Source organism: Arthrobacter sp. 2RAF6, assembly GCF_052115205.1.
In the GTDB taxonomy this organism is placed as follows: Bacteria; Actinomycetota; Actinomycetes; order Actinomycetales; family Micrococcaceae; genus Arthrobacter.
In genome coordinates this window covers 80,378-99,961 of sequence record NZ_JBFRGF010000031.1, presented here as the reverse complement: position 1 = coordinate 99,961, position 19,584 = coordinate 80,378, and the positions used below count along the sequence as shown (strand labels likewise).

18 protein-coding genes, 1 rRNA gene and 1 pseudogene are annotated in these 19,584 nt (G+C 64.0%); 14 read left to right on the top strand and 6 right to left on the bottom strand.

Annotated features, from left to right (window positions below; translation table 11 throughout):
* Positions 1-74 (top strand): 5S ribosomal RNA (gene rrf, locus AB4Z38_RS19250); the annotation flags it as partial.
* Between the two features lie 613 nt (positions 75-687).
* Here the strand turns inward: rrf and AB4Z38_RS19245 are convergent.
* Positions 688-1,479 carry a hypothetical protein gene (locus tag AB4Z38_RS19245; protein WP_441431181.1) on the bottom strand — a complete coding sequence of 264 codons (792 nt, stop codon included), beginning with the start codon at positions 1,477-1,479 and terminating at the stop codon, positions 688-690.
* A gap of 54 nt (positions 1,480-1,533) precedes the next feature.
* Between AB4Z38_RS19245 and AB4Z38_RS19240 the strand changes: the two genes are divergently transcribed.
* The 9 genes from AB4Z38_RS19240 (at position 1,534) to xerD (ending at position 10,782) form a co-directional block, all read left to right on the top strand.
* On the top strand, positions 1,534-2,364 hold the full coding sequence (locus tag AB4Z38_RS19240; RefSeq protein WP_441431180.1) for a hypothetical protein: 831 nt from the start codon (positions 1,534-1,536) through the stop codon (positions 2,362-2,364).
* Complete coding sequence (locus AB4Z38_RS19235; RefSeq protein WP_441431179.1) at positions 2,357-3,346, top strand: HAD-IIA family hydrolase; 990 nt, start codon at positions 2,357-2,359, stop codon at positions 3,344-3,346. The genes AB4Z38_RS19240 and AB4Z38_RS19235 overlap by 8 nt, the downstream gene beginning before the upstream one ends.
* A 9-nt stretch (positions 3,347-3,355) precedes the next feature.
* Positions 3,356-3,580 carry a hypothetical protein gene (locus AB4Z38_RS19230; protein ID WP_441431178.1) on the top strand — a complete coding sequence of 75 codons (225 nt, stop codon included), beginning with the start codon at positions 3,356-3,358 and terminating at the stop codon, positions 3,578-3,580.
* A 2-nt stretch (positions 3,581-3,582) separates the two neighbouring features.
* Positions 3,583-4,395, top strand: a complete 813-nt coding sequence (locus AB4Z38_RS19225; RefSeq protein WP_441431177.1) for a TlyA family RNA methyltransferase — start codon at positions 3,583-3,585, stop codon at positions 4,393-4,395.
* A gap of 13 nt (positions 4,396-4,408) precedes the next feature.
* On the top strand, positions 4,409-5,431 hold the full coding sequence (locus AB4Z38_RS19220; RefSeq protein ID WP_441431176.1) for an NAD kinase: 1,023 nt from the start codon (positions 4,409-4,411) through the stop codon (positions 5,429-5,431).
* Positions 5,432-5,434: 3 nt separating this feature from the next.
* The gene (gene recN / locus AB4Z38_RS19215) at positions 5,435-7,174 is read left to right on the top strand and encodes a DNA repair protein RecN (protein ID WP_441431175.1); all 1,740 of its coding nucleotides are present in this window, start codon (positions 5,435-5,437) and stop codon (positions 7,172-7,174) included.
* Positions 7,175-7,384: 210 nt separating this feature from the next.
* Positions 7,385-9,127 carry a CTP synthase gene (locus tag AB4Z38_RS19210; RefSeq protein ID WP_234753744.1) on the top strand — a complete coding sequence of 581 codons (1,743 nt, stop codon included), beginning with the start codon at positions 7,385-7,387 and terminating at the stop codon, positions 9,125-9,127.
* 27 nt (positions 9,128-9,154) lie between these two features.
* A complete protein-coding gene (locus tag AB4Z38_RS19205) occupies positions 9,155-9,817 on the top strand; it encodes an NUDIX domain-containing protein (protein WP_441431174.1) in 663 nt (220 codons plus the stop codon).
* On the top strand, positions 9,790-10,782 hold the full coding sequence (xerD, locus tag AB4Z38_RS19200) for a site-specific tyrosine recombinase XerD (protein ID WP_441431186.1): 993 nt from the start codon (positions 9,790-9,792) through the stop codon (positions 10,780-10,782). Before AB4Z38_RS19205 ends, xerD begins: the two co-directional genes overlap by 28 nt.
* Before the next feature lie 40 nt (positions 10,783-10,822).
* Here the strand turns inward: xerD and AB4Z38_RS19195 are convergent, their stop codons facing one another.
* On the bottom strand, positions 10,823-11,491 hold the full coding sequence (locus AB4Z38_RS19195) for a hypothetical protein (protein WP_441431173.1): 669 nt from the start codon (positions 11,489-11,491) through the stop codon (positions 10,823-10,825).
* A 131-nt stretch (positions 11,492-11,622) separates the two neighbouring features.
* On the opposite strand from AB4Z38_RS19195, the gene AB4Z38_RS19190 reads away from it, so the two are divergent.
* The 4 genes from AB4Z38_RS19190 to AB4Z38_RS19175 all read left to right on the top strand — a co-directional run bounded on the left by AB4Z38_RS19190 (position 11,623) and on the right by AB4Z38_RS19175 (position 15,056).
* On the top strand, positions 11,623-12,132 hold the full coding sequence (locus AB4Z38_RS19190; protein ID WP_441431172.1) for an RNA polymerase sigma factor: 510 nt from the start codon (positions 11,623-11,625) through the stop codon (positions 12,130-12,132).
* A 188-nt stretch (positions 12,133-12,320) separates the two neighbouring features.
* On the top strand, positions 12,321-13,460 hold the full coding sequence (locus AB4Z38_RS19185; RefSeq protein ID WP_441431171.1) for a hypothetical protein: 1,140 nt from the start codon (positions 12,321-12,323) through the stop codon (positions 13,458-13,460).
* 86 nt (positions 13,461-13,546) lie between these two features.
* Positions 13,547-14,083 carry an 8-oxo-dGTP diphosphatase gene (locus tag AB4Z38_RS19180; protein WP_441431170.1) on the top strand — a complete coding sequence of 179 codons (537 nt, stop codon included), beginning with the start codon at positions 13,547-13,549 and terminating at the stop codon, positions 14,081-14,083.
* 67 nt (positions 14,084-14,150) lie between these two features.
* Positions 14,151-15,056 (top strand): hypothetical protein, encoded by a 906-nt coding sequence (locus AB4Z38_RS19175; RefSeq protein ID WP_441431169.1) that lies wholly within the window; start codon positions 14,151-14,153, stop codon positions 15,054-15,056.
* Between the two features lie 174 nt (positions 15,057-15,230).
* Here AB4Z38_RS19175 and AB4Z38_RS19170 read toward each other — a convergent pair whose 3' ends face one another.
* From AB4Z38_RS19170 to AB4Z38_RS19155, 4 genes and pseudogenes are all read right to left on the bottom strand, one after another.
* Entirely contained in the window at positions 15,231-16,370 is a 1,140-nt protein-coding gene (locus AB4Z38_RS19170) for a bifunctional 2-methylcitrate synthase/citrate synthase (protein WP_441431168.1), read from the bottom strand.
* Positions 16,371-16,440: 70 nt separating this feature from the next.
* Complete coding sequence (prpB, locus tag AB4Z38_RS19165; protein ID WP_441431167.1) at positions 16,441-17,349, bottom strand: methylisocitrate lyase; 909 nt, start codon at positions 17,347-17,349, stop codon at positions 16,441-16,443.
* Complete coding sequence (locus tag AB4Z38_RS19160) at positions 17,350-18,870, bottom strand: MmgE/PrpD family protein (RefSeq protein WP_441431166.1); 1,521 nt, start codon at positions 18,868-18,870, stop codon at positions 17,350-17,352.
* Positions 18,866-19,521 (bottom strand): annotated as a pseudogene (locus AB4Z38_RS19155) (GntR family transcriptional regulator); the annotation flags it as partial. The gene AB4Z38_RS19160 and the pseudogene AB4Z38_RS19155, both read right to left, overlap by 5 nt.
* Positions 19,522-19,584 lie beyond the last annotated feature (63 nt).

Here is a 19,584-nt window from a genome sequence, read left to right as displayed (position 1 = left end):
ACCCGGAAGCTAAGACCCACAGCGCCGATGGTACTGCACCCGGGAGGGTGTGGGAGAGTAGGACACCGCCGGACAACCATTAACGGTCCAGGCCCCGACACCACATGTCGGGGCCTGACCCATTTAACACCCCAACCCAAACAGACCCCCGCCCACCCATGACCCGGAAAACCCCAACCCCGGCTCACCTATCAACCGTTGCGGGCGGACGCCGGCTCACCTATGAACGGTTGCGGGCCAACGCCGGCTCACATATCAACGGTCGCGGGCCAACGCCGGCTCACCTATGAGCCGGGCCGGCCCCTGCCCCACCCGCCGTCAGCAGAAGTGAGCGGGCGTCCCGCCATGACCGCCCATACGTGAGCGGGCGTCCCGCCATGACCGCCCATACGTGAGCGGGCGTCCCGCCATGACCCGGTATATGTGAGCGGGCGTTGTTTGAGGCGTCAGACGATTTGGGAGCCCAAAGGGCCGACACTCCGCCCGTGGACTTGGATCTGCCGGCCAGGTGAAGGGCTCAGTCATGCCTGGGATTGTGATGATTCCCACGGGAAGCTGAATAGGCGGCCCTCGAATGCGTTCGCGGATGGCTGTTCACCTAGAATTACATAAGAGATACGAGCCGGATCCCGGCGGCGTGAGAACAAAATACGGATAAGAGCGGCTGCGCATGCGCCAGTGGTCAGCTCACAACAGGAGGAATCCATCATGGCTGAGCACAACGGCGGCAACCGCGGCAACTTCGGCGGTGGCCGTGGCGACCGCGGTCCGTTCCGCGCGAATAACAATTCCGGGGGCGAGCCGCGAGGATTCCGTTCGAGGGACAACCGTGACAGCGCTGCTGGCGGTGATCGGGATCGTAAGCCKTTTGGTGATCGGGATCGTAAGCCAGCTGGCGACGGTGAGCGCCGTAGTTTTGGTGATCGTCCTCGTCGTGATGGGGATGCGCGCCCGAGTTTTGGCGATCGTAAGCCTTTTGGTGATCGTCCGGGCCGTGAGGGTGATCGTGACCGTAAGCCGTTTGGTGATCGGGATCGTAAGCCAGCTGGCGACGGTGAGCGCCGTAGTTTTGGTGATCGTCCTCGTCGTGATGGGGATGCGCGCCCGAGTTTTGGTGATCGCGATCGTAAGCCGTTTGGTGATCGTCCGAGCCGTGAGGGTGATCGCGACCGCAAGCCCTTTGGCGACCGTGACCGCAAGCCCTTTGGTGACCGTGACCGCAAGCCGTTCGGCGACCGTCCGCGCCGCGAGGGCGACGGAGAGCGCCGTAGCTTCGGCGACCGCCCCGAGCGCGGTCCCCGCAAGTTTGATGGCCCACGCACCGAGGGACGTAGCTTCGGCGGCGGATCCTGGGAAGATCGTCCCGCGCGGGTTCCGAACGCGGCGGATCTGCGCAGCGCCAACCGCCCGGACCGCGAGCGTTCCCCGGAGATCGACGACGACGTTACGGGCCAGGAGCTCGACCGGGTCACGAAGCACCAGATCAAGACCCTTGAAGGGACCAATGCAGATTGGGTCGCCAAGCACCTGGTGATGGCGGGCCGCCTCATCGATATCGACCCTGAGCTGTCCTTCCAGCACGCCTTGGCTGCCAGCCGCCGTGGCGGACGTTTGGCAGCAGTCCGCGAAGCCGTGGGCTTGACCGCCTACGCTGCAGGCCACTATGGCGAGGCGCTTCGCGAATTCCGCACCTACCGCCGGATCAGCGGCTCCAACGTCCATTTGCCCCTCATGGCCGACTGCGAACGCGGTCTGGGCCGGCCGGACCGTGCACTTGACGTCGTCCGTTCTCCCGAAGCCCAGGACCTCGACGCGCCCGGCAAGGTTGAGCTGGCAATCGTGGCCTCGGGAGCGAGGACCGACCTTGGTCAGTTGGACGCCGCAGTGGCCGAGCTGGAGATCATCCAGCTCGACATCAACCGCGCCTTCTCCTACAGCCCGCGCCTGTTCCGTGCCTACGCAGACGCCCTGACGGCAGTGGGTCGCACGGAAGAAGCCGGCAAGTGGCAGCGCCAGGCAGTCGTGGCGGAAAATGCCCTTGGCGTTGGAGACTTCGAGGACCCGGACATCATCGACCTCGGCGAGGACGATGAAAACGAAGCTCGCAAGCCTCGATTCCGGAACATCGAGGAGAACGCGGAGCGGACCGAAGCGGAAATGTCACAAACTGCGCCCGCAAGCGCGGAGACGGTCATCGGCTCTGAAGCCACCGAACAGGACGACGTGGAACTTGACGACGTCGAGTCTGACTACTTTGAGTCCGACGACGCTGAGTCGGACCGCGATTCCGTCGAGGACACCGAAGAAGACGAGGAAGACGGAGAAGAGGCTTCCGAGGGCGGCGAAGAGACCAAGAATGACTGAGGCCTCGCTGGTTTCGCAATTCGACGCCGTTCTATCCGATCTGGACGGAGTCGTCTACGCAGGTCCGCACGCCATTCCCGGCGCTGTGGAGTCCCTGCAGCGGCTTGAATCGGTCGGGGTGCGGCTGGGCTATGTAACCAACAACGCCTCGCGTACCCCGGCACAGGTGGCGGCGCATCTTCGTGAACTGGGCGCGCCGGCTGAGGACAACCAAGTGGTCAGTTCTTCGCAGGCCGCAGGTGATCTTCTGGCCGGACTCCTGGCTCCGGGTTCGCGGGTAATGATTACCGGCAGTCCGGCGCTGGCCCACGAAATCGAACTCGTGGGCCTCACGCCTGTCCACAGCGCGAAAGAGAAACCTGTGGCTGTGGTCCAGGGCTTCAACCCGGAAATCGCGTGGAAGGATCTGGCCGAGGCGTCCTACGTTGTTGCCGCAGGTGCCCTCTGGGTGGCTACAAATACGGACATGTCCATTCCCCAGGCACGCGGGATTGCTCCCGGAAACGGCACCCTCGTGGCCGCCGTTGCGTCTGCCACAGGCAAACAGCCGCGGGTCGCTGGCAAGCCGGAGGCCCCGCTCTTCCACTCGGCGGCACGGAGGCTGAAATCAGAGCGCCCGATCGTTGTCGGAGACCGCCTGGACACCGACATCCTTGGCGGTAACCGTGCGGGCTTCGCGACGGCGGCCGTGCTCACCGGCGTCGACACGCCCGAGTCCATCCTTGCGGCGCGCAGCTCGGAACGCCCCGGCTACTTGCTGGCTGATCTCACGGAACTGTACGATCCGTACCCCGAGATCATCGAAGAGGACAGCACGTTCCGCTGCGGAAAGGCAACCGCCGAAGTCCAGGATGGCCTTATCACCGTCTCCGGGTCCGAGAAGGATCTGGACGCCTGGCGTGCTGCGTGCGCAGCCTGGTGGGCCGCCAATCCCGACGCGGCAGAGGCTACATCGCCGCGGCTCGAATGGCTGGAAAACTAGACTGGACCAATGAGCGAGTTGAACGATCACCCGGAGAGTGCCGTCTACCTGAACGGCGTCGAACCGCACGATGCCCCATGGCCGGACAACTCGGCCCCTACAGGTGACGCCGCCGTGGATTCCGCCTTGGAGCCACTGTCTGGCATCTCTTCCCTGCCGGTGGCCGAGCACAGCGGTATCTACGTCGAGATCCATGACTCCCTGATGGCGTCCCTCGACGACGAAGAACGCTGAGCATGGCAAGACTCGACCAGGAACTCGTCAGCCGTGGATTGGCGAGATCGCGGACCCATGCCGCGAAACTCATTGCGGACGGAAAAGTCAGTTCCCGGGGAAGCGTTCTCGCCAAGGCAGCGCAACAAGTCTCCGAAGAGACGGAAATTGATGTTCAAGCCCACGCTGAGGACGTTTACGCCAGCCGCGCCGGACACAAACTTGCCGGGGCGCTGGCGGCGTTCCCTTCCGTTGTCGTGGACGGGAAGCGGTGCCTCGACGCCGGAGCCTCCACCGGTGGCTTTACTGACGTGCTGCTCCGGCAAGGTGCCGCGCACGTGGTGGCGGTCGACGTCGGGCATGACCAGTTGGTGCCGTCCCTGCGGAACGATCCGCGCGTCGCAGTCCATGAGGGACTCAACGTCCGCTACATGACGCCCGAGCAAATCGGCGGGCCGGCCGCGCTCACTGTGGCAGACCTGTCCTTCATTTCCCTCACCTTGGTTCTGCTTCCGCTCGCGGCGTGCACCGAACCCGGGGGAGACCTGGTGCTCATGGTGAAGCCGCAGTTCGAGGTCGGCAAGGAACGGCTGAGCCGCACCGGCGTGGTCACCGCCGATCATGAACGGCGGCGCGCGGTGGCCCAAGTCGCCAAAGCGGCAGTGGATGCAGGGCTTGAACTCTGTGGCCTGGCACCCAGTCCCTTGCCGGGCCAGGACGGAAATGTGGAGTACTTCCTGTGGATAAAACGCAGGATGCAGTCGGACTTGCCTAAGATCGAAGAGCGGGACGAGGAAGTTGCTGCACTGATGGAACGAATCTGGACCACCCACTAGAAAGCAGAACACCATGAGCAGGCGCGTTTTGGTCCTTGCCCACACAGGGCGTGAGGACTCCCTTCGCGCGGCCTGGGATGCCTGCGGGCAGCTCCACTCCTCCGGCCTGATCCCCGTGATGCAGAAGTCTGAACTGGACGACATCGAACGGTTCTTTGGCGTGGTGGATAAGCCGATCGAGATACTGCATGAGGATGTGCGGTTGGAGGACGTCGAACTCGTCATGGTTCTTGGCGGGGATGGCACTATCCTGCGCGCGGCCGAGCTGGTCCGCAACGTCGATGTTCCCTTGCTGGGCGTCAACCTCGGGCATGTCGGTTTCCTTGCCGAGAGCGAGCGGGCCGATCTTGCCCAGACCGTTGAGTGGATTGCCAGCCGCGAATACACGGTGGAAGAGCGCATGACCATCGATGTCCAGGTGTGGGTCCGTGGGCAGAAGATCTGGCATACCTGGGCCCTCAACGAAGCCGCGATTGAAAAGGCTGACCGGGAGCGCATGATCGAAGTGGTGACGGAAGTGGATGAACGTCCGCTGACGTCGTTCGGCTGTGATGGAGTGGTGCTTGCTACCCCTACGGGCTCCACGGCCTATGCCTTCTCGTCCGGCGGGCCGGTGGTGTGGCCCGAGGTGGAGGCCCTGGTGATTGTCCCCATCAGCGCCCATGCCCTCTTCGCCAAACCACTCGTGGTTTCGCCGCGGTCCAGGCTCGCCGTGGAGATCCTCAGCCGGACCGACGCCCAAGGCGTGCTTTGGTGCGATGGCCGCCGTTCCGTGGACCTGCCGCCCGGCGCCCGGATCGAAGTAACCCGGTCCACCCGGCCTGTGCGGCTTGCCCGTACCCACCAGACGCCGTTTTCAGCGCGGCTCGTGCGGAAGTTTGAGCTCCCCATCCACGGCTGGCGGGGTCCGGCGCCCCGGTCGGCAGACATCCACACCGGTCCGACCCCCGTGATCAGGACCTTCAAGCCCAGCCCTTTGCCGACGCCCCAGGATGTGCGGACAGGCAGAGCGGCCGACCCCACAAAGGAGATGTAAACCATGATCGAGGAACTCCGGATCCGTGATCTCGGCGTCATCACCGACGCCACGTTGCCGTTGGGGCCCGGCCTGAGCGTCGTTACGGGCGAAACCGGTGCCGGCAAGACCATGGTGGTCACCGCCGTCGGCCTCCTTCTGGGAGCGCGGTCCGACGCCGGTGCGGTTCGCTCCGGCGCCAAGTCGGCCTCTGCTGAGGCTCGCCTCTTGCTTGATCCGGGGCACGCCGCCGTGGAACGGGCTGTGGAGGCCGGCGGCGACGCGGAAGAGTACGACGGCGGCACCCAGCTTCTGCTGGCCCGCACCGTGGGCGCAGACGGCCGCAGCCGTGCTTTCGTGGGCGGCCGGTCAGCGCCGGTGGGCGTGCTGGCAGAACTTGGCGAGGGCCTGGTGGTGGTGCATGGGCAGTCGGACCAGATACGGCTCAAAGGTGCTGTAGCGCAGCGGCACGCACTGGACCGCTTCGCCGGGGCCGGCCTCACCGCGACGCTCACGGAATACCAGGAACTTTACAGCCATTGGAAGTCCAGCCAGTCGGAGCTTGACACCCTCCGCGGAGAGGCCCGGGAAAGGCTGCGCGAGGCGGAATCGCTCGCAGTCGCGCTCAACGAAATCGACGACGTCGATCCGCAGCCGGGCGAGGATGAGTCCCTCAATGCCGAGGCAGTGAAGCTGGCGAACGTGGAAGAGCTCCGCATCGCCGCTGCGGCAGCCCATGAAGCCCTGATCTCGGAGGAATTCGGCGAAACAGCCGATGCCACGACGCTGATTGACTCGGCCAAACGGGCGCTGGACCAGGTTTCCGAACATGACGAAGCGTTGGCGGGAGCCGCCGCACGGCTCGCTGAAATCGGCTTCCTCATCAACGACATCGCGGGGGAGCTGTCCAGCTACCAAGCCTCCCTGGACTCCGAAGGACCCGAACGGCTTTCTGAGATCGAGGAGCGGCGCGCAGCACTGGCGAAACTCATCCGGAAGTACGCTCCGAGCATCGACGAGGTCTTGGAATGGGCAGCAGCGTCGAGGACCCGGCTGGACGAACTGCAGGATGACTCGAGCCGGATCGAAGCCCTTGACGCCGAGGTAACTGCCGCGGAATCAACATTGCGAAAGCAAGCTGCGCGCATCTCGAAGTCGCGATCGAAGGCGGCCAAAGAACTCTCCGCGCGCGTGAGTGCGGAACTCACCGCTCTCGCCATGGCCGATGCAACCCTGGTGATCGAGGTGGACAGCCAAGGGCAGCTGGGACCGCACGGCGTCGACGACATTTCTTTCCTCCTTCAACCGCACTCAGGTGCCCCCGCCCGCCCCCTCGGCAAGGGCGCGTCCGGTGGTGAGTTGTCCCGCGTCATGCTCGCCATCGAAGTGGTCCTCGCCGCCGTTGATCCTGTGCCCACCTTCGTCTTTGACGAAGTGGATGCCGGAGTGGGCGGGCGTGCCGCCGTCGAGATCGGACGCCGGCTTGCGATGCTGGCCCGCCACGTCCAGGTGCTGGTGGTAACCCATCTGCCGCAAGTGGCCGCCTTCGCCGACCAACATATCCGCGTGACCAAGACCTCGGTCAGGGGAAGCGACGGCAAGACCGCCACGGGCTTCACGTCCAGCGACGTCCAGCTCCTCGATGACGAGGAACGCGTGAAGGAGCTTGCCAGGATGCTCGCAGGACAGGAAGACTCGGAGTCTGCGCGGGCTCATGCCCAGGAGTTGCTGGACGACGCGAAGCTCCTGCCCCAGCAGGCGTAGCCACCCGGCTGCGGTTGGGACATCGGTCACATGCGCCCCTTCGCAAGGCCGGGAGGCTCCTTCTGCGGTACCTGGGGCCAATAAGGTGATTCCCGGTCGGTGGAGCTGTTTTCCCCGCTCGGGTGGACTTTACTCTTGATCCTTGCCCCACGGCAGGGGACTATTGAGCATTTGGGAAAACGGCTAGCGGATCCTTTGGAGGCGCAATTGATGATAGGCTCGAATTCCGTGGTGCAGCGATCAAATTCCCGTGTAAATTCCCGGTTCCCGGGCTCGTCCAAGACGACCAAACACATCTTTGTCACTGGCGGTGTGGCGTCCTCGCTCGGTAAGGGACTGACGGCTTCGAGCCTCGGGCACTTGCTGCGGGCACGCGGTTTGTCTGTAACTATGCAAAAGCTCGATCCCTATCTCAACGTGGATCCGGGCACGATGAACCCCTTCCAGCACGGCGAAGTCTTCGTCACTGACGACGGCGCCGAAACCGACCTCGACATCGGACACTACGAGCGCTTCCTCGATGAAAACCTTGAGGGTTCGGCCAACGTCACGACCGGCCAGATCTATTCGACAGTCATCGCCAAGGAACGGCGTGGTGAGTACCTCGGCGACACCGTCCAGGTCATCCCGCACATCACGGATGAGATCAAGCGCCGCATGCGCCTCCCCGCTGAGGGCAAGAACGCTCCTGATGTCATCATCACCGAAATCGGCGGCACCGTTGGCGACATCGAGTCGCAGCCTTTCCTCGAGTCCGCACGCCAGGTGCGCCAGGACATCGGCCGGAATAATGTCTTTTTCCTCCACGTCTCCTTGGTGCCGTACATCGGCCCCTCGCAGGAACTGAAGACCAAACCAACGCAGCACTCCGTTGCCGCCTTGCGCTCCCTCGGCATCCAGCCGGAAGCGATCGTGATCCGCTCGGACCGCGAAGTGCCCGACGCCATGCGTGAAAAGATCGGCCGCATGTGCGACGTCGATATTGACGCCGTGGTCAACGCCGCCGATGCCCCGAGCATCTACGACATCCCCAAGACGCTGCACTCCCAAGGCCTTGACTCCTACGTCGTCCGAGCCCTGGACCTCCCGTTCAAGGACGTCGACTGGACCAGCTGGGACAAGCTCCTCGAAGCAGTCCACAATCCCAAGCACCATGTTGAAGTTGCCTTGGTGGGCAAGTACATCGACCTCCCGGACGCTTACTTGTCCGTGACCGAGGCCTTGCGTGCCGGCGGTTTCGCGAACGAAACCAAGGTCAAGATCCGCTGGGTCCCGTCCGACGAATGCGAAACCCTCGAAGGCGCCACCAAGTCCTTGGCCGGCGTCGACGCCATTTGTGTTCCCGGCGGCTTCGGTATCCGTGGCCTGGAGGGCAAGCTCGGCGCGCTCAAGTTCGCCCGCGAGACGAAGCTTCCGGTGCTGGGCCTTTGCCTTGGCCTTCAGTGCATGGTCATCGAATACGCCCGCAATGTGGTCGGCCTCGAGGGTGCGTCCTCCAGCGAGTTCGAGCCCGACTCCAAGTACCCGGTCATCGCCACCATGGAAGAACAGCTCGACATCGTGGACGGCAAGGGCGATCTTGGCGGCACGATGCGCCTGGGCCTTTACGAAGCCAAGCTCGATGAAGGATCCGTGGTTGCCGAGACCTATGGCGCAACGACTGTTAGCGAGCGTCACCGCCATCGCTACGAGGTCAACAACAAGTACCGCGAGCAGATCGCAGCCGAGGGCCTGGTGTTCTCCGGAACGTCTCCTGATGGCAAGCTGGTTGAGTTCGTGGAACTTCCGCGCGAAGTACACCCCTACTACGTGGCAACACAGGCCCACCCCGAGCTAAGCTCCCGCCCCACGCGCCCCCACCCGCTGTTTGCAGGCCTAGTGAAGGCTGCGCTGGAGCGTCAGTCGGGCGTGGATTCGGCAGCAAAGTCGGCCCGCAAGGTAGCTGCGAAGTAATCGCTCACACAAACGAAGGACGGCGCGATGCCCGGTATTTCTGAAACCCCCAGCACTTTTCGGAAGGTTTCGGACATGCCGAGCCCGCGCCGTCTTTTGTCGTCCAGCAAGGTCTATGAGGGCCGCATTTGGGACGTCGTCAGTGACGCCTTCGAGCTGGGCGAAGACACCGGTACTTTGGTCCGCGATTACATCGACCATCCCGGCGCTGTTGCGGTGCTGCCGATGAATGTCGACGGCGAAATCCTGCTGCTCAAGCAATATCGCCACCCCGTGGGCATGGACCTGTGGGAGATTCCCGCCGGGCTTCTCGATGTGGCCGGCGAGGACTTCGTGGTCGGTGCAGCCCGGGAGCTCGCGGAAGAGGCCGATCTTACGGCGGCCACGTGGAATGTCCTCGCGGACTTCTTCAACTCACCTGGCTCCTCGAGCGAGGCGATTCGCATCTATCTGGCGCGCGGACTGGGAGACGTTCCCGAGGCGGAACGGCACGTTCGCACCGAGGAGGAATCCGAAATCGAGCTGGTGTGGGTACCTCTCGACGAAGCGGTTTCAGCGGTGCTCGAAGGCCGCCTGCACAACCCGTCCGCCGTTGTCGGAATCCTCGCGGCCGCCGCCGCACGCGCCGACGGCTTCCGGAACCTGCGCCCCGCCAACGCTCCCTGGCCCGCCCACCCGAGCCAGCGCTGACCGTGCCGCAGCTCGCGGAGACTAGGGTCCAGACCGCCATTGAGCGGGCCATCACGGACTACCTGCAACACCTCGGCGTGGAACGAGGCCTCGCAAGCAACACTTTGTCCGCTTACAGCCGGGATCTGTCCCGCTACTCGAACTTCCTGGCCGCGTCCGGTGTCGACAACCCGGGCAATATCTCCCGCCACGATGTCACCGCCTTTGTCCAGGCGCTGGCCGATGGCTCCGACGGCGGCGCCGCACTCGGCGTCCGCTCTGCGGCACGCACTGTGGTTGCCGTCCGGGGGCTCCACAAGTTTTGGGCCCTGGAGGGGACGACGACGGCGGACCCCGCGAGCGATGTCCACCCGCCAATGCCCGGCAAGCGTCTGCCGAAGGCCATTAGCGTCGGCGAAGTGACCCGGATCCTTGAAGCCGCCGGTGCCGATACCGCCACCGGATTGAGGGACCGGGCCCTCTTGGAGTTCCTCTACTCCACAGGTGCCCGCATCAGCGAAGCGGTGGGCCTCGACGTCGACGATGTCTCCCTCGAAGCGGAAGCCGATGGTCCCGCGATCGTGCGGCTCTTCGGAAAAGGTTCCAAGGAGCGCTTGGTGCCGCTGGGGTCCTACGGTGCCCGCGCCGTCGGGTCCTATGTGGTTCGTGGAAGGCCCGCATTGGCCGCCAAGGGAAAAGGCACGCCGGCACTGTTCCTGAATGCCCGCGGAGGCCGGATCAGCCGGCAGAGCGCCTGGACCATTCTCAAGACTGCGGCGGAGAAGGCCAACATCACGAAGGACGTCTCCCCGCACACCCTCCGGCATTCTTTCGCCACGCACCTTCTTGAAGGCGGAGCCGATGTCCGTGTGGTGCAGGAACTCCTGGGCCACGCCTCGGTGACCACCACACAGGTGTACACCTTGGTCACTGCCGACACCTTGCGCGAGGTGTATGCGGCTGCGCATCCGCGGGCGCTCGGCTGACACCCTGCACTGAACGCGGTCCGGTGCCGGTGCCGGCCGGTCACGCCAAGACCCTGAAGGTCAGCTCCACCGCGTTCAGGAACAGCGCCAGAATAGACATGCCGAGGCCGGCCACGAGCAGGAGGCCAGGGTGCGCCAGGCCGACAACGACCTGCCTCAGCTTCGGGCGGGAGCGCAGGAATTTCCTCGGCACCCGCGAGCTGGCGGGACTTTGGCTCCAGCCACGCAAACGGCGCAGGAACCAGGCGCAGCGGACGATGAATGCCATCCACAGCACCGAGATGACAAGCGGGACGGCTGCCACGAGCAAGTTGAAGCCCAAGGACGTGACTTCGCGCTCGGAATTTCCGACGGCGGCCTGGACGGTGGTGGAGATCGAGGCGCTCATGACGACTGAAATGCCCCACACGAGGAAAGCAGTCACCAAGGCAAGGAATCGCACGAAGAAGTGGCCCAGCACCGATTCGTTCTGTGGTTTCAAATGCCTGCGGGGAGTAGCGTTGAGCACCGCGAGAGTGGACAGAAGGGTCGGCAGCGCGGCCATGCCGACCAGCAGGTACCAGCTCCAGCCGGCCAGGTCCAGGAATTCATCGAGGACGATCAACAACGCCCAGAATCCGGTCCATACCCACCCGGCGTAGAGCGGATGCCGGACCAGCCAGCCAGGCAGCCAGGCCTCGGCTGCCGGGTCGGCCGCTTCTTCGCTCATGGCCACACCTTAGCAAGCGTCAGTTGCTGCCGATGCAGTTGGTGCCGCAGGCTGTAACCTTTGGGTTCGTGGCGGAAACTATATCGGTAGCCAGGTTTTGCTTTGGTGTTTCGGATTGAGAGTGGGGGATTGTGCTTTCCGAGGGGGAATCGGCGTTCGTTGCCTTGCATAGGGATACGTACCCGCGCATATTCCGTTTTGTGCGGCGACGAGTGGAGGATCCGCAGGTGGCTGAAGAGTTGGCCGCGGACGTGTTTCGGGTCGCTTGGCAGAAATGGGATGAAGCGTCATCGGTGGATGTGGCCTGGTTGTTCACGGTGGCGAGAAATCTTCTAGGAAACGCATATCGGAGTCATCGGCGCCAGGCAGCGCTGCATGAGCGCCTCCGTGAGTCCGTGGTTTCCGGCGACGGCGCCGGGAACGGATATTCGCTGGTGGATGAGGTCTTGGATTCCCTTCGGGAGAAAGATCGGGACATTCTGCAGTTGGCATATTGGGATCAATTGACGATGGTGGAGATCGCGGCGGTCCTGCAGTGCGGTGAGTCGGCTGCGAAGGTGCGGTTGCACCGGGCGCGGGAGGCATTCCGCAAATTGCTGCCAGCCGATAACGGTGCAATGGCACAGAAGTTGGGGGCATAGGGATGGATCCGATTAGAGAACTGATTGAGGGTGCTGATCCGTTACGCAGTGGTGTCGAGTCAGTGCCGGATGCAGAGGTGGCATTGGCACGGGTGTTGGCCACCGCGGGCAATGGTGTTGATAAGTTGCCGCCGAATGTCCGGTCGTTGGAGGCTGCACGGCGATTGCGGAGGGCGAGGATTGCGGGGTTGCTCACGATGGCAGCCGCCGCGGTGACCGCAGGCGTGCTCGTGGCGACGCACTTGGGTTCAATTAACACTGTCCCGGTTACCGCCGGCACGTCCACGATCATGCCTAGCGCGTCACTGATGGCCACATCCGCCGGCACAGCAAGTCCGACGGCATCCGCGACTGCAGGCCCTACGGAAACTCCCACGGCCCTTGCCGCCGTCGGCCACGGTGAATGCACGAAGGAGAACGTGGTGGGTACCGCGGTTTTCCTCTCCGAACTTTTGCCAAAGCTGGAGGTTGCCGGATGCTCAGGCGAGTGGATGGCGCTCAGCCAAACCGTTGCCGGGATGCCGGACTCGAGCTCATTTTTGATGGCGAGGCTACGGGGCGGCGAATTCATCGTGGACACCAGCCAGCCGTATGCCCAGGTCGCCGGGTGGGGGACGGCCAGTCAAAACAACGAGCGGCTGTCAGCCGTGCAGTATATGGACAAGGAGTTCACCACTAAGGGAATTCCTGTCGAACTCAGGAAAAGCCTGGTGGGTGAACCCGCGCCGGATAGCTTGGCGGCGCTCGGGATCAAGACGTACGAGGACCGCTCAACGGGCTACAAAGTGAGTTTTAACTACCCGGCTTCATGGCAAATAGGCGACCCGTCAGGCAGCCTTTCCTTGACTGGCGGTCCGGGAACTGCCCTCACGAACTCAAGCGGCCAGTCCATGGCACAGCTCGCTTTGGGAGAAACGAATGACTGGAGCACCAGCGGCTGCCTCAACAAGGCGCCCTACAAGATCCTCGACAGCCAGCCCATGCCTGGGCTGCCGGTCGACCCTTCATCGGCGGCACAAGGAACGCCCAGGTTCGTCTACGTCGCAATGACGTCAGCCGCGAATGATGGAGGGCCTGTTCAGGCGGGGATAGGAATCACCAACCGCATTGCTGGTCAGGACGGGATAGGTTGCGTTCTTGATCTCGCAGTGGCAGGACCCGGTGCTTTGAAGTTCTTCAGCTTCACCGATCGCCGTCCGTTGGGCGGACCCACCTGGGGCCTTTATAAATTCAACACAATGGAAGAGGCTGCGGCCTTCACCCAGACACAGGGCTATAAAGACCTCAAGACTGTGATCACTTCGCTCACGATCACCAAGGTGGACTAGCCAGGAGCCGTGACGCCGAGTGGGCCCACTCAGCTGACCGGCCCGGCGTCGTTCCTCAGGGGCGAGGCAGCCGTAGGCTTGATGCCATGACAGCCGCCCACGTGACCCTCTGTTTTCTCCTCCGCGAGGTCGATGCCGGTCGGGAGGTCCTTCTGGGACGCAAGCGCACCGGATTCGGCAAGGGCAAGATAGTGGGCGTCGGTGGCCACGTCGAGGCGGGGGAGACTGCAGTCGAAGCAGTCTGCCGGGAAGTCCGCGAAGAAGTCTACGTCGATGTTGATCCGGACGACCTGGTGGCGGCAGGAACTGTGGACTTTGTGTTTCCCGCCAGGCCCGAATGGAACATGTTTACTACCGTGTTCCTCGCGGAATCGTGGGTGGGGGAGCCTTCGGAGAGCGACGAGATCACGCCGAAATGGTACCCGGCGGAGGATCTGCCGGTCGCCCATATGTGGGCCGACGCCGAGCACTGGCTTCCGGCGATGATGAATGGCCGGCGCATGGATGTACGCGTGGTACTCGCCGACGACAACGAGAACGTGGCCGAAGTCTTCCATTCAGACTGGATCGACGGCAGAGCAGCCGCCGGCGTCGCCACGCAAAATTGGGTGCGTGGACTGTAACCTCTGTGCGTGTGCCGGAAACTTACACGATAGACGCCCGGTTCGGGGCGCTCACTAAGAAGGGGGAATGGTGGATTTCAACCGCCACGAGGGCCACGGATTGTCGACGCACGACGAAAGCATGGAACGTTCATATCGTTCGGAGATAGATGGCAACGTTGGGAGCGCGGACTCAAGCGACGCCGCACGCGACAAGAAAATGCGCCGGCTGAGAATCGTGGTCCTGGTGGCTCTTGCCGCCACGGTCGTTGCTGCGGGCGTCGTGATTGCCAGCAATCTTGGGTCTCACAACCAAGCGCAGACTGAAAGTTCGCCGGTGGTGCCGGCCGCCACGACGGCTCCCGTGACGCCATCACCCACGCCCACAGCATCGGCTACTGCGTCTGCTACAGCAGCGGCAACAGCAAGACCATCGACGCCGGACCTGGGCTGGACGAGCTTCGTCAGCACCATCGCCCACGCGCAGTTCGATCTCCCAGCAGGCTGGACGGCTACGGATGCTCCGATAGGCACGGCCAGCAATCCCCCCTACGGGATCCAAGTGACCGATGAGCACGGGATCGTGATGGCTAAGTTCTACCATTTGGCGGTAGGCGGGGTTGGCGGGGCCTGTGGACCCGGAATATACAAGCAAACGGAGCTCGACAGTGCCGCCACCTCACTGCAGGGGCAATGGGTCACCGACTCGCAGGTCCGGTTCTCCTACCGCGTGCTAGACCAAACGGCCCAAGGCAAGGGCATCAGTTACCAGATCGGCCTGGTGGACAAGTCCAGCGGCGAAGTGCAGGACAGCTGCCTGATGTACACGTTTGTGCAGGGTGCCCCCAAGGGCACGCTATCTTTCGCCACGAGTGACTCCCAGGTCCTTGGCCCCTTGACTTTCAGCACTATGGACGAAGCAAGACAGTATATGCAAACAGCGGAATACCAGAAGCTCAAGCGGATGATCACCAGCCTGCAGCTCACTCAATAGCTTGTCGAACGACGTCGGGCCTGTCCCCACGAGCCCCCTGACCTCGCAAGCTCGGCCAGGGAACCCTCCCCACGAGCCCCCTAACCTCGCAAGCTCGGCCAGGGAACCCTCCCCACGAGTGGGCCCACGCGAGGGCCCATAGGGGTGACAGGTCCGACGTCGTTCATCGTGAAATTACGGCAGGTGCCGTTCGTCCACGCCGTTGTATTCGCTGAGCGGTCGGATCAGGGAGTTTGATCCGAGCTGCTCCATGACGTGTGCGGTCCAGCCGGTGATGCGGCTGGCGACGAACAGCGGGGTGAAGGTGGGGGTGTCGAAGCCCATGAGGTGGTACGTGGGTCCGGCGGGGTAGTCGAGGTTGGGCTTGATGGCCTTGGCCTCGTCCATGGCCTGCTCCAGCCCGTTGTACAGGCCCAGGATTTCCGGCCGGCCGTAGTGGGCGATCATCTTGTCCAGTGCGGCCTTCATGGTGGGTACCCTGGAGTCGCCGTGCTTGTAGACGCGGTGACCGAATCCCATGACCTTTTTCTTCTGTGCCAGGGCCTGTTCCATCCAGGTCTTCGCCCGGCTGGCGGCCTCATCGAGGGACTCCTCGGTGCGGATGCCGATTTCCTCGAAGGTATGCATGACCGCCTCGTTCGCGCCGCCGTGCAGCGGGCCCTTGAGGGCCCCGATAGCTGCGGTGACCGCGGAATGCAGATCCGAAAGCGTGGAGGTGACAACACGGGCCGTGAAGGTGGACGCGTTGAAGGAATGCTCGGCGTAAAGGATCATCGAGACGTTGAACGCCTTCACGACCTCCTCCACCGGGTCCTCACCGAAGGTCATCCACAGGAAATTCGCGGAGTACCCCAGGTCCTCGCGGGGTTCCACGACTCCCTGGCCGCGACGGCGGCGCTGGTCGTAGGCGACCACCGCCGGCATGGCCGCGAACAAGTCAATTGCCTTGGCCATGTTGGCTTCCGTCGTGGAATCCTCGGCCAGCGGGTGCCGTGCTCCCAGCACCGAAGCGGCCGTCCGGCAGACATCCATGGGGTGGGCCGTCGTCGGCAGCGTATCGATGACCTGCTTCACTACGGGGTCAAGGGCGCGGCCCGCGCGCTCGCGGGCCGTGAACTCTGCCAGTTCCTCCGGCGTGGGCAATTCACCGTTCCACAGCAGGAAGGCGACTTCTTCGAAGCTGCACTTGGCGGCGAGTTCCTGCACGGGGTAGCCGCGGTACAGCAGCGAGTTGGTGTCCGGATTGACCTTTGAGATCGCGGTGTAGTCAACCACGACGCCGGCCAGGCCCTTCTTGATCTCAACAGCTACCATGCTGTCCTCCTTCGTTCATCGGCAAGCACTCCGGAATAGCCGGAGCGCCTGCATCCCTTGGTTGATCCAGTTACCGGCTGAGCCCAGGAATCTGGAAGTTGAAAACGCTCGTGTCGAAGTGGTTGTAAGCCTCGTAGTCCACGAGGTCATAGAGCCGCGCACGGGTGAGCATGTTCTCCACCTGCGCCTCCTGTGTTCCTGTGGCCTTGATCGTTTCCAGCGTACGCTCTGCAGCCCCCATGGCAATGCGGAGCAGGGTGACCGGGTAGATCACCATGTTCACGCCGACGCCCTGGAGCTGTCCCACGGTGAAGAGATCGCTCTTGCCGAACTCGGTCATGTTGGCCAGGATCGGCACGTCCACCGCATCACGGATGGCTTGGAACTCGCTGAGATCCTTCATGGCTTCCGGGAAGATCGCGTCGGCGCCGGCCTCGACGAGTGCCCGGGCACGTTCCTGCGCGGCCGCTATGCCGTCGACGGCGCGGATGTCGGTCCGGGCCATGATGAGGAAGTTCGGGTCGCGCCGGGCGTCGGCAGCGGCACGGATGCGCTTGGCTGCGGTGTCGACGTCGACCACGTTCTTGCCGTCCAGGTGCCCACAGCGCTTCGGGTTGAACTGGTCCTCGATGTGGCAACCGGCCAGCCCGGCGTTTTCCAATTCCTGGATTGTGCGGGCCACGTTCATCGGCTCGCCGAATCCGGTGTCCGCGTCCACCAGACAGGGCAGTTCGGTCATCCGGGCGATCTGCCCCGCCCGGGTGGCCACCTCGGTGAGCGTCGTGAGCCCGATGTCCGGCAGGCCGAGGTCGTTGGCGAGGACGGCCCCCGAAATGTAGACGCCGGGAAAGCCTTTCTCCTCGATCAGGCGTGCCGAGAGCGGGTTGAACGCGCCGGGGAACTGCTGGATGGTCCCGGAAGCGAGCATCTCGCGCAGGGTGAGGCGCTTCTGTTCAGGCGTGGTCTTGGAGTAGAGCATCTAGAACAGTCCCTTCGGTGCTGCGGCGAGGTCGATGACGCCCGGCGCGGCAGCGATGTTCAGCTGGTCCAGCTCACCCGGTCCCAGTTCCGGGAGGCGCTCGACGGCGGCGAGGAACCGTTCGATCTCGGCTTCCTCGACCAAACCGGCAGCAAGCGTGCGGAACTTGTTCACGTATTGTTCGCGGGCGAAGGGCCGGGCGCCGAGGGGGTGGGCGTCGGCGACGGCGATCTGATCCGTGATGACGGTGCCGTCGTTAAGTGTGATTTCCACGGTGCCGCCGAAGGCCTTTTCCGCGATGTTCAGGGAGTGGTAGCGGCGGGTCCATTCGGGGTCTTCGACGGTGGTGACCTTGTGCCAGAGGTCCACGGTGTCGGGGCGGCCGGCCCGTTCCGGGCTGTAGGAGTCGACGTGGTGCCAGGAGCCGTCCTGCAGGGCGACGGTGAAGATGTACGGGATGGAGTGGTCCAGGGTTTCCCGGGACGCGGTGGGCGAGTATTTTTGGGGGTCGTTGGCGCCGGAGCCGATCACGTAGTGGGTGTGGTGGCTGGTCTTGATGAGGACGGAGGCCACGTTGGCCGGGTCCGTGGCCTCGGGGTGTTCTTTGTGGAGTTTGCGGGCGAGGTCGATCCAGGCCTGGGCCTGGTATTCGGCGGAGTGTTCTTTGGTGTAGGTGTCCAGGATGGCCCGCTTGGCTTCCCCGGCTTCGGGCAGAGGCACCGTGTAGGACGCGTCCGGGCCGTCGAGCAGCCAGGCGATGACCCCGTCTTCGCCCTCATAAATCGGCACGGGAGAGGTCTGCCCCCGCATGGACCGGTCCGCCGCTTCGACGGCCATCTTCCCCGCAAAGGCCGGGGCGTGGGCCTTCCAGGTGGAGATCTCTCCTTTGCGGGACTGCCGCGTGGCGGTGGTGGTGTGCAGGGCCTGGCCCACGGACTGGAAGATCGTTTCGACGTCCAGGCCCAGGAGGGTGCCGATGCCGGCGGCGGCGGAGGGGCCGAGGTGGGCTACGTGGTCGATCTTGTGCTTGTGCAGGCAGATGGCCTTGACGAGGTTCACCTGGATTTCGTAGCCGGTGGCGATGCCGCGGATCAGGTCGCGGCCGCCGGCACCGACGTGCTGGGCCACGGCCAGGATCGGCGGAATGTTGTCCCCGGGGTGCGAATAGTCGGCCGCGAGGAAGGTGTCGTGATAATCGAGTTCGCGCACCGCCACGCCGTTGGCCCACGCAGCCCACTCAGGCGACACCCGTTCGCCGATGCCGAAGACCTTAGCGCCCTTGCCCCCGGTGCTCGGGCCATGCGTAAGGGCCTGGGCCCGGGCTGCGACGATCGGGGCCCGGTTCAGGGAGGCGATGGCGACGGAGGCGTTGTCGATGACGCGGTTGATGATCATGTCGGTGACCTCGGGGGTCACTTCGACGGGGTCGGCGGCGACCGTGGCGATCTTGTGCGCCAGCTGCTCCTCGCGGGGAAGGTTCTCTTCGCTCTTGTAGACGCGGACGTGGTTGTTCTTCACCATGGTGCTCCTTTAGTGAGGGGTGTGGGTGGCTTTGACGTGGGAAAGACTGCGGTGCAGATGAAGGGTGGTGGCGGCTTCGGCGAGCCTGGGGTTGCCTGCCGCAATGGCTTCGGCGATCGCGGCGTGCTCGGCCGCGGCGGCGTGGAGGCGTTCGGCGTCGTCGGCCGCGAGGCGACGGACCCGAACCAGGTGGACGCGCAGGCTGCGCATGGCCTGGGCGAGGTAGGAATTGGAGATGGCCTCGTCGATCGCCTCGTCGAGCCTTCCCACCAAGGCGTAATAGTCGTGCCGCGCGGGATCGCTGTCGTTGAGCATCTCAGGGGCCCGGAGGAGCTCTGCGTGGAGTTGCTCGAACACCGGGCGTTCACCGCGTTCCGCGGCGAGGGCGGCGGCTTTGCCTTCCAGGGTTTCGCGCAACTCGAACAGTTCGTCGATGTCCTCCAGCGAGATATCGGTGACGACGACGCCGCGGCCGCCTGCCGCCGTCGTCAGCCCTTCCGCGCTGAGCCTGCTCAGCGCCTCCCGGACGGGTGTGCGGGACACGCCCAAGCGTTCGGATTGTTCCACTTCCGCGAGGACCGTTCCGGGTGCCAGGCGCCACTCAATGATGTCTTCGCGCAGGGCCGCATAGGCTTTGTCGCTGGCACGCATGGACCCTCCTTCACTGGGTGGACGTCCTTAGTGTATACACAAACAGCGATCAAGCCTAGCTTT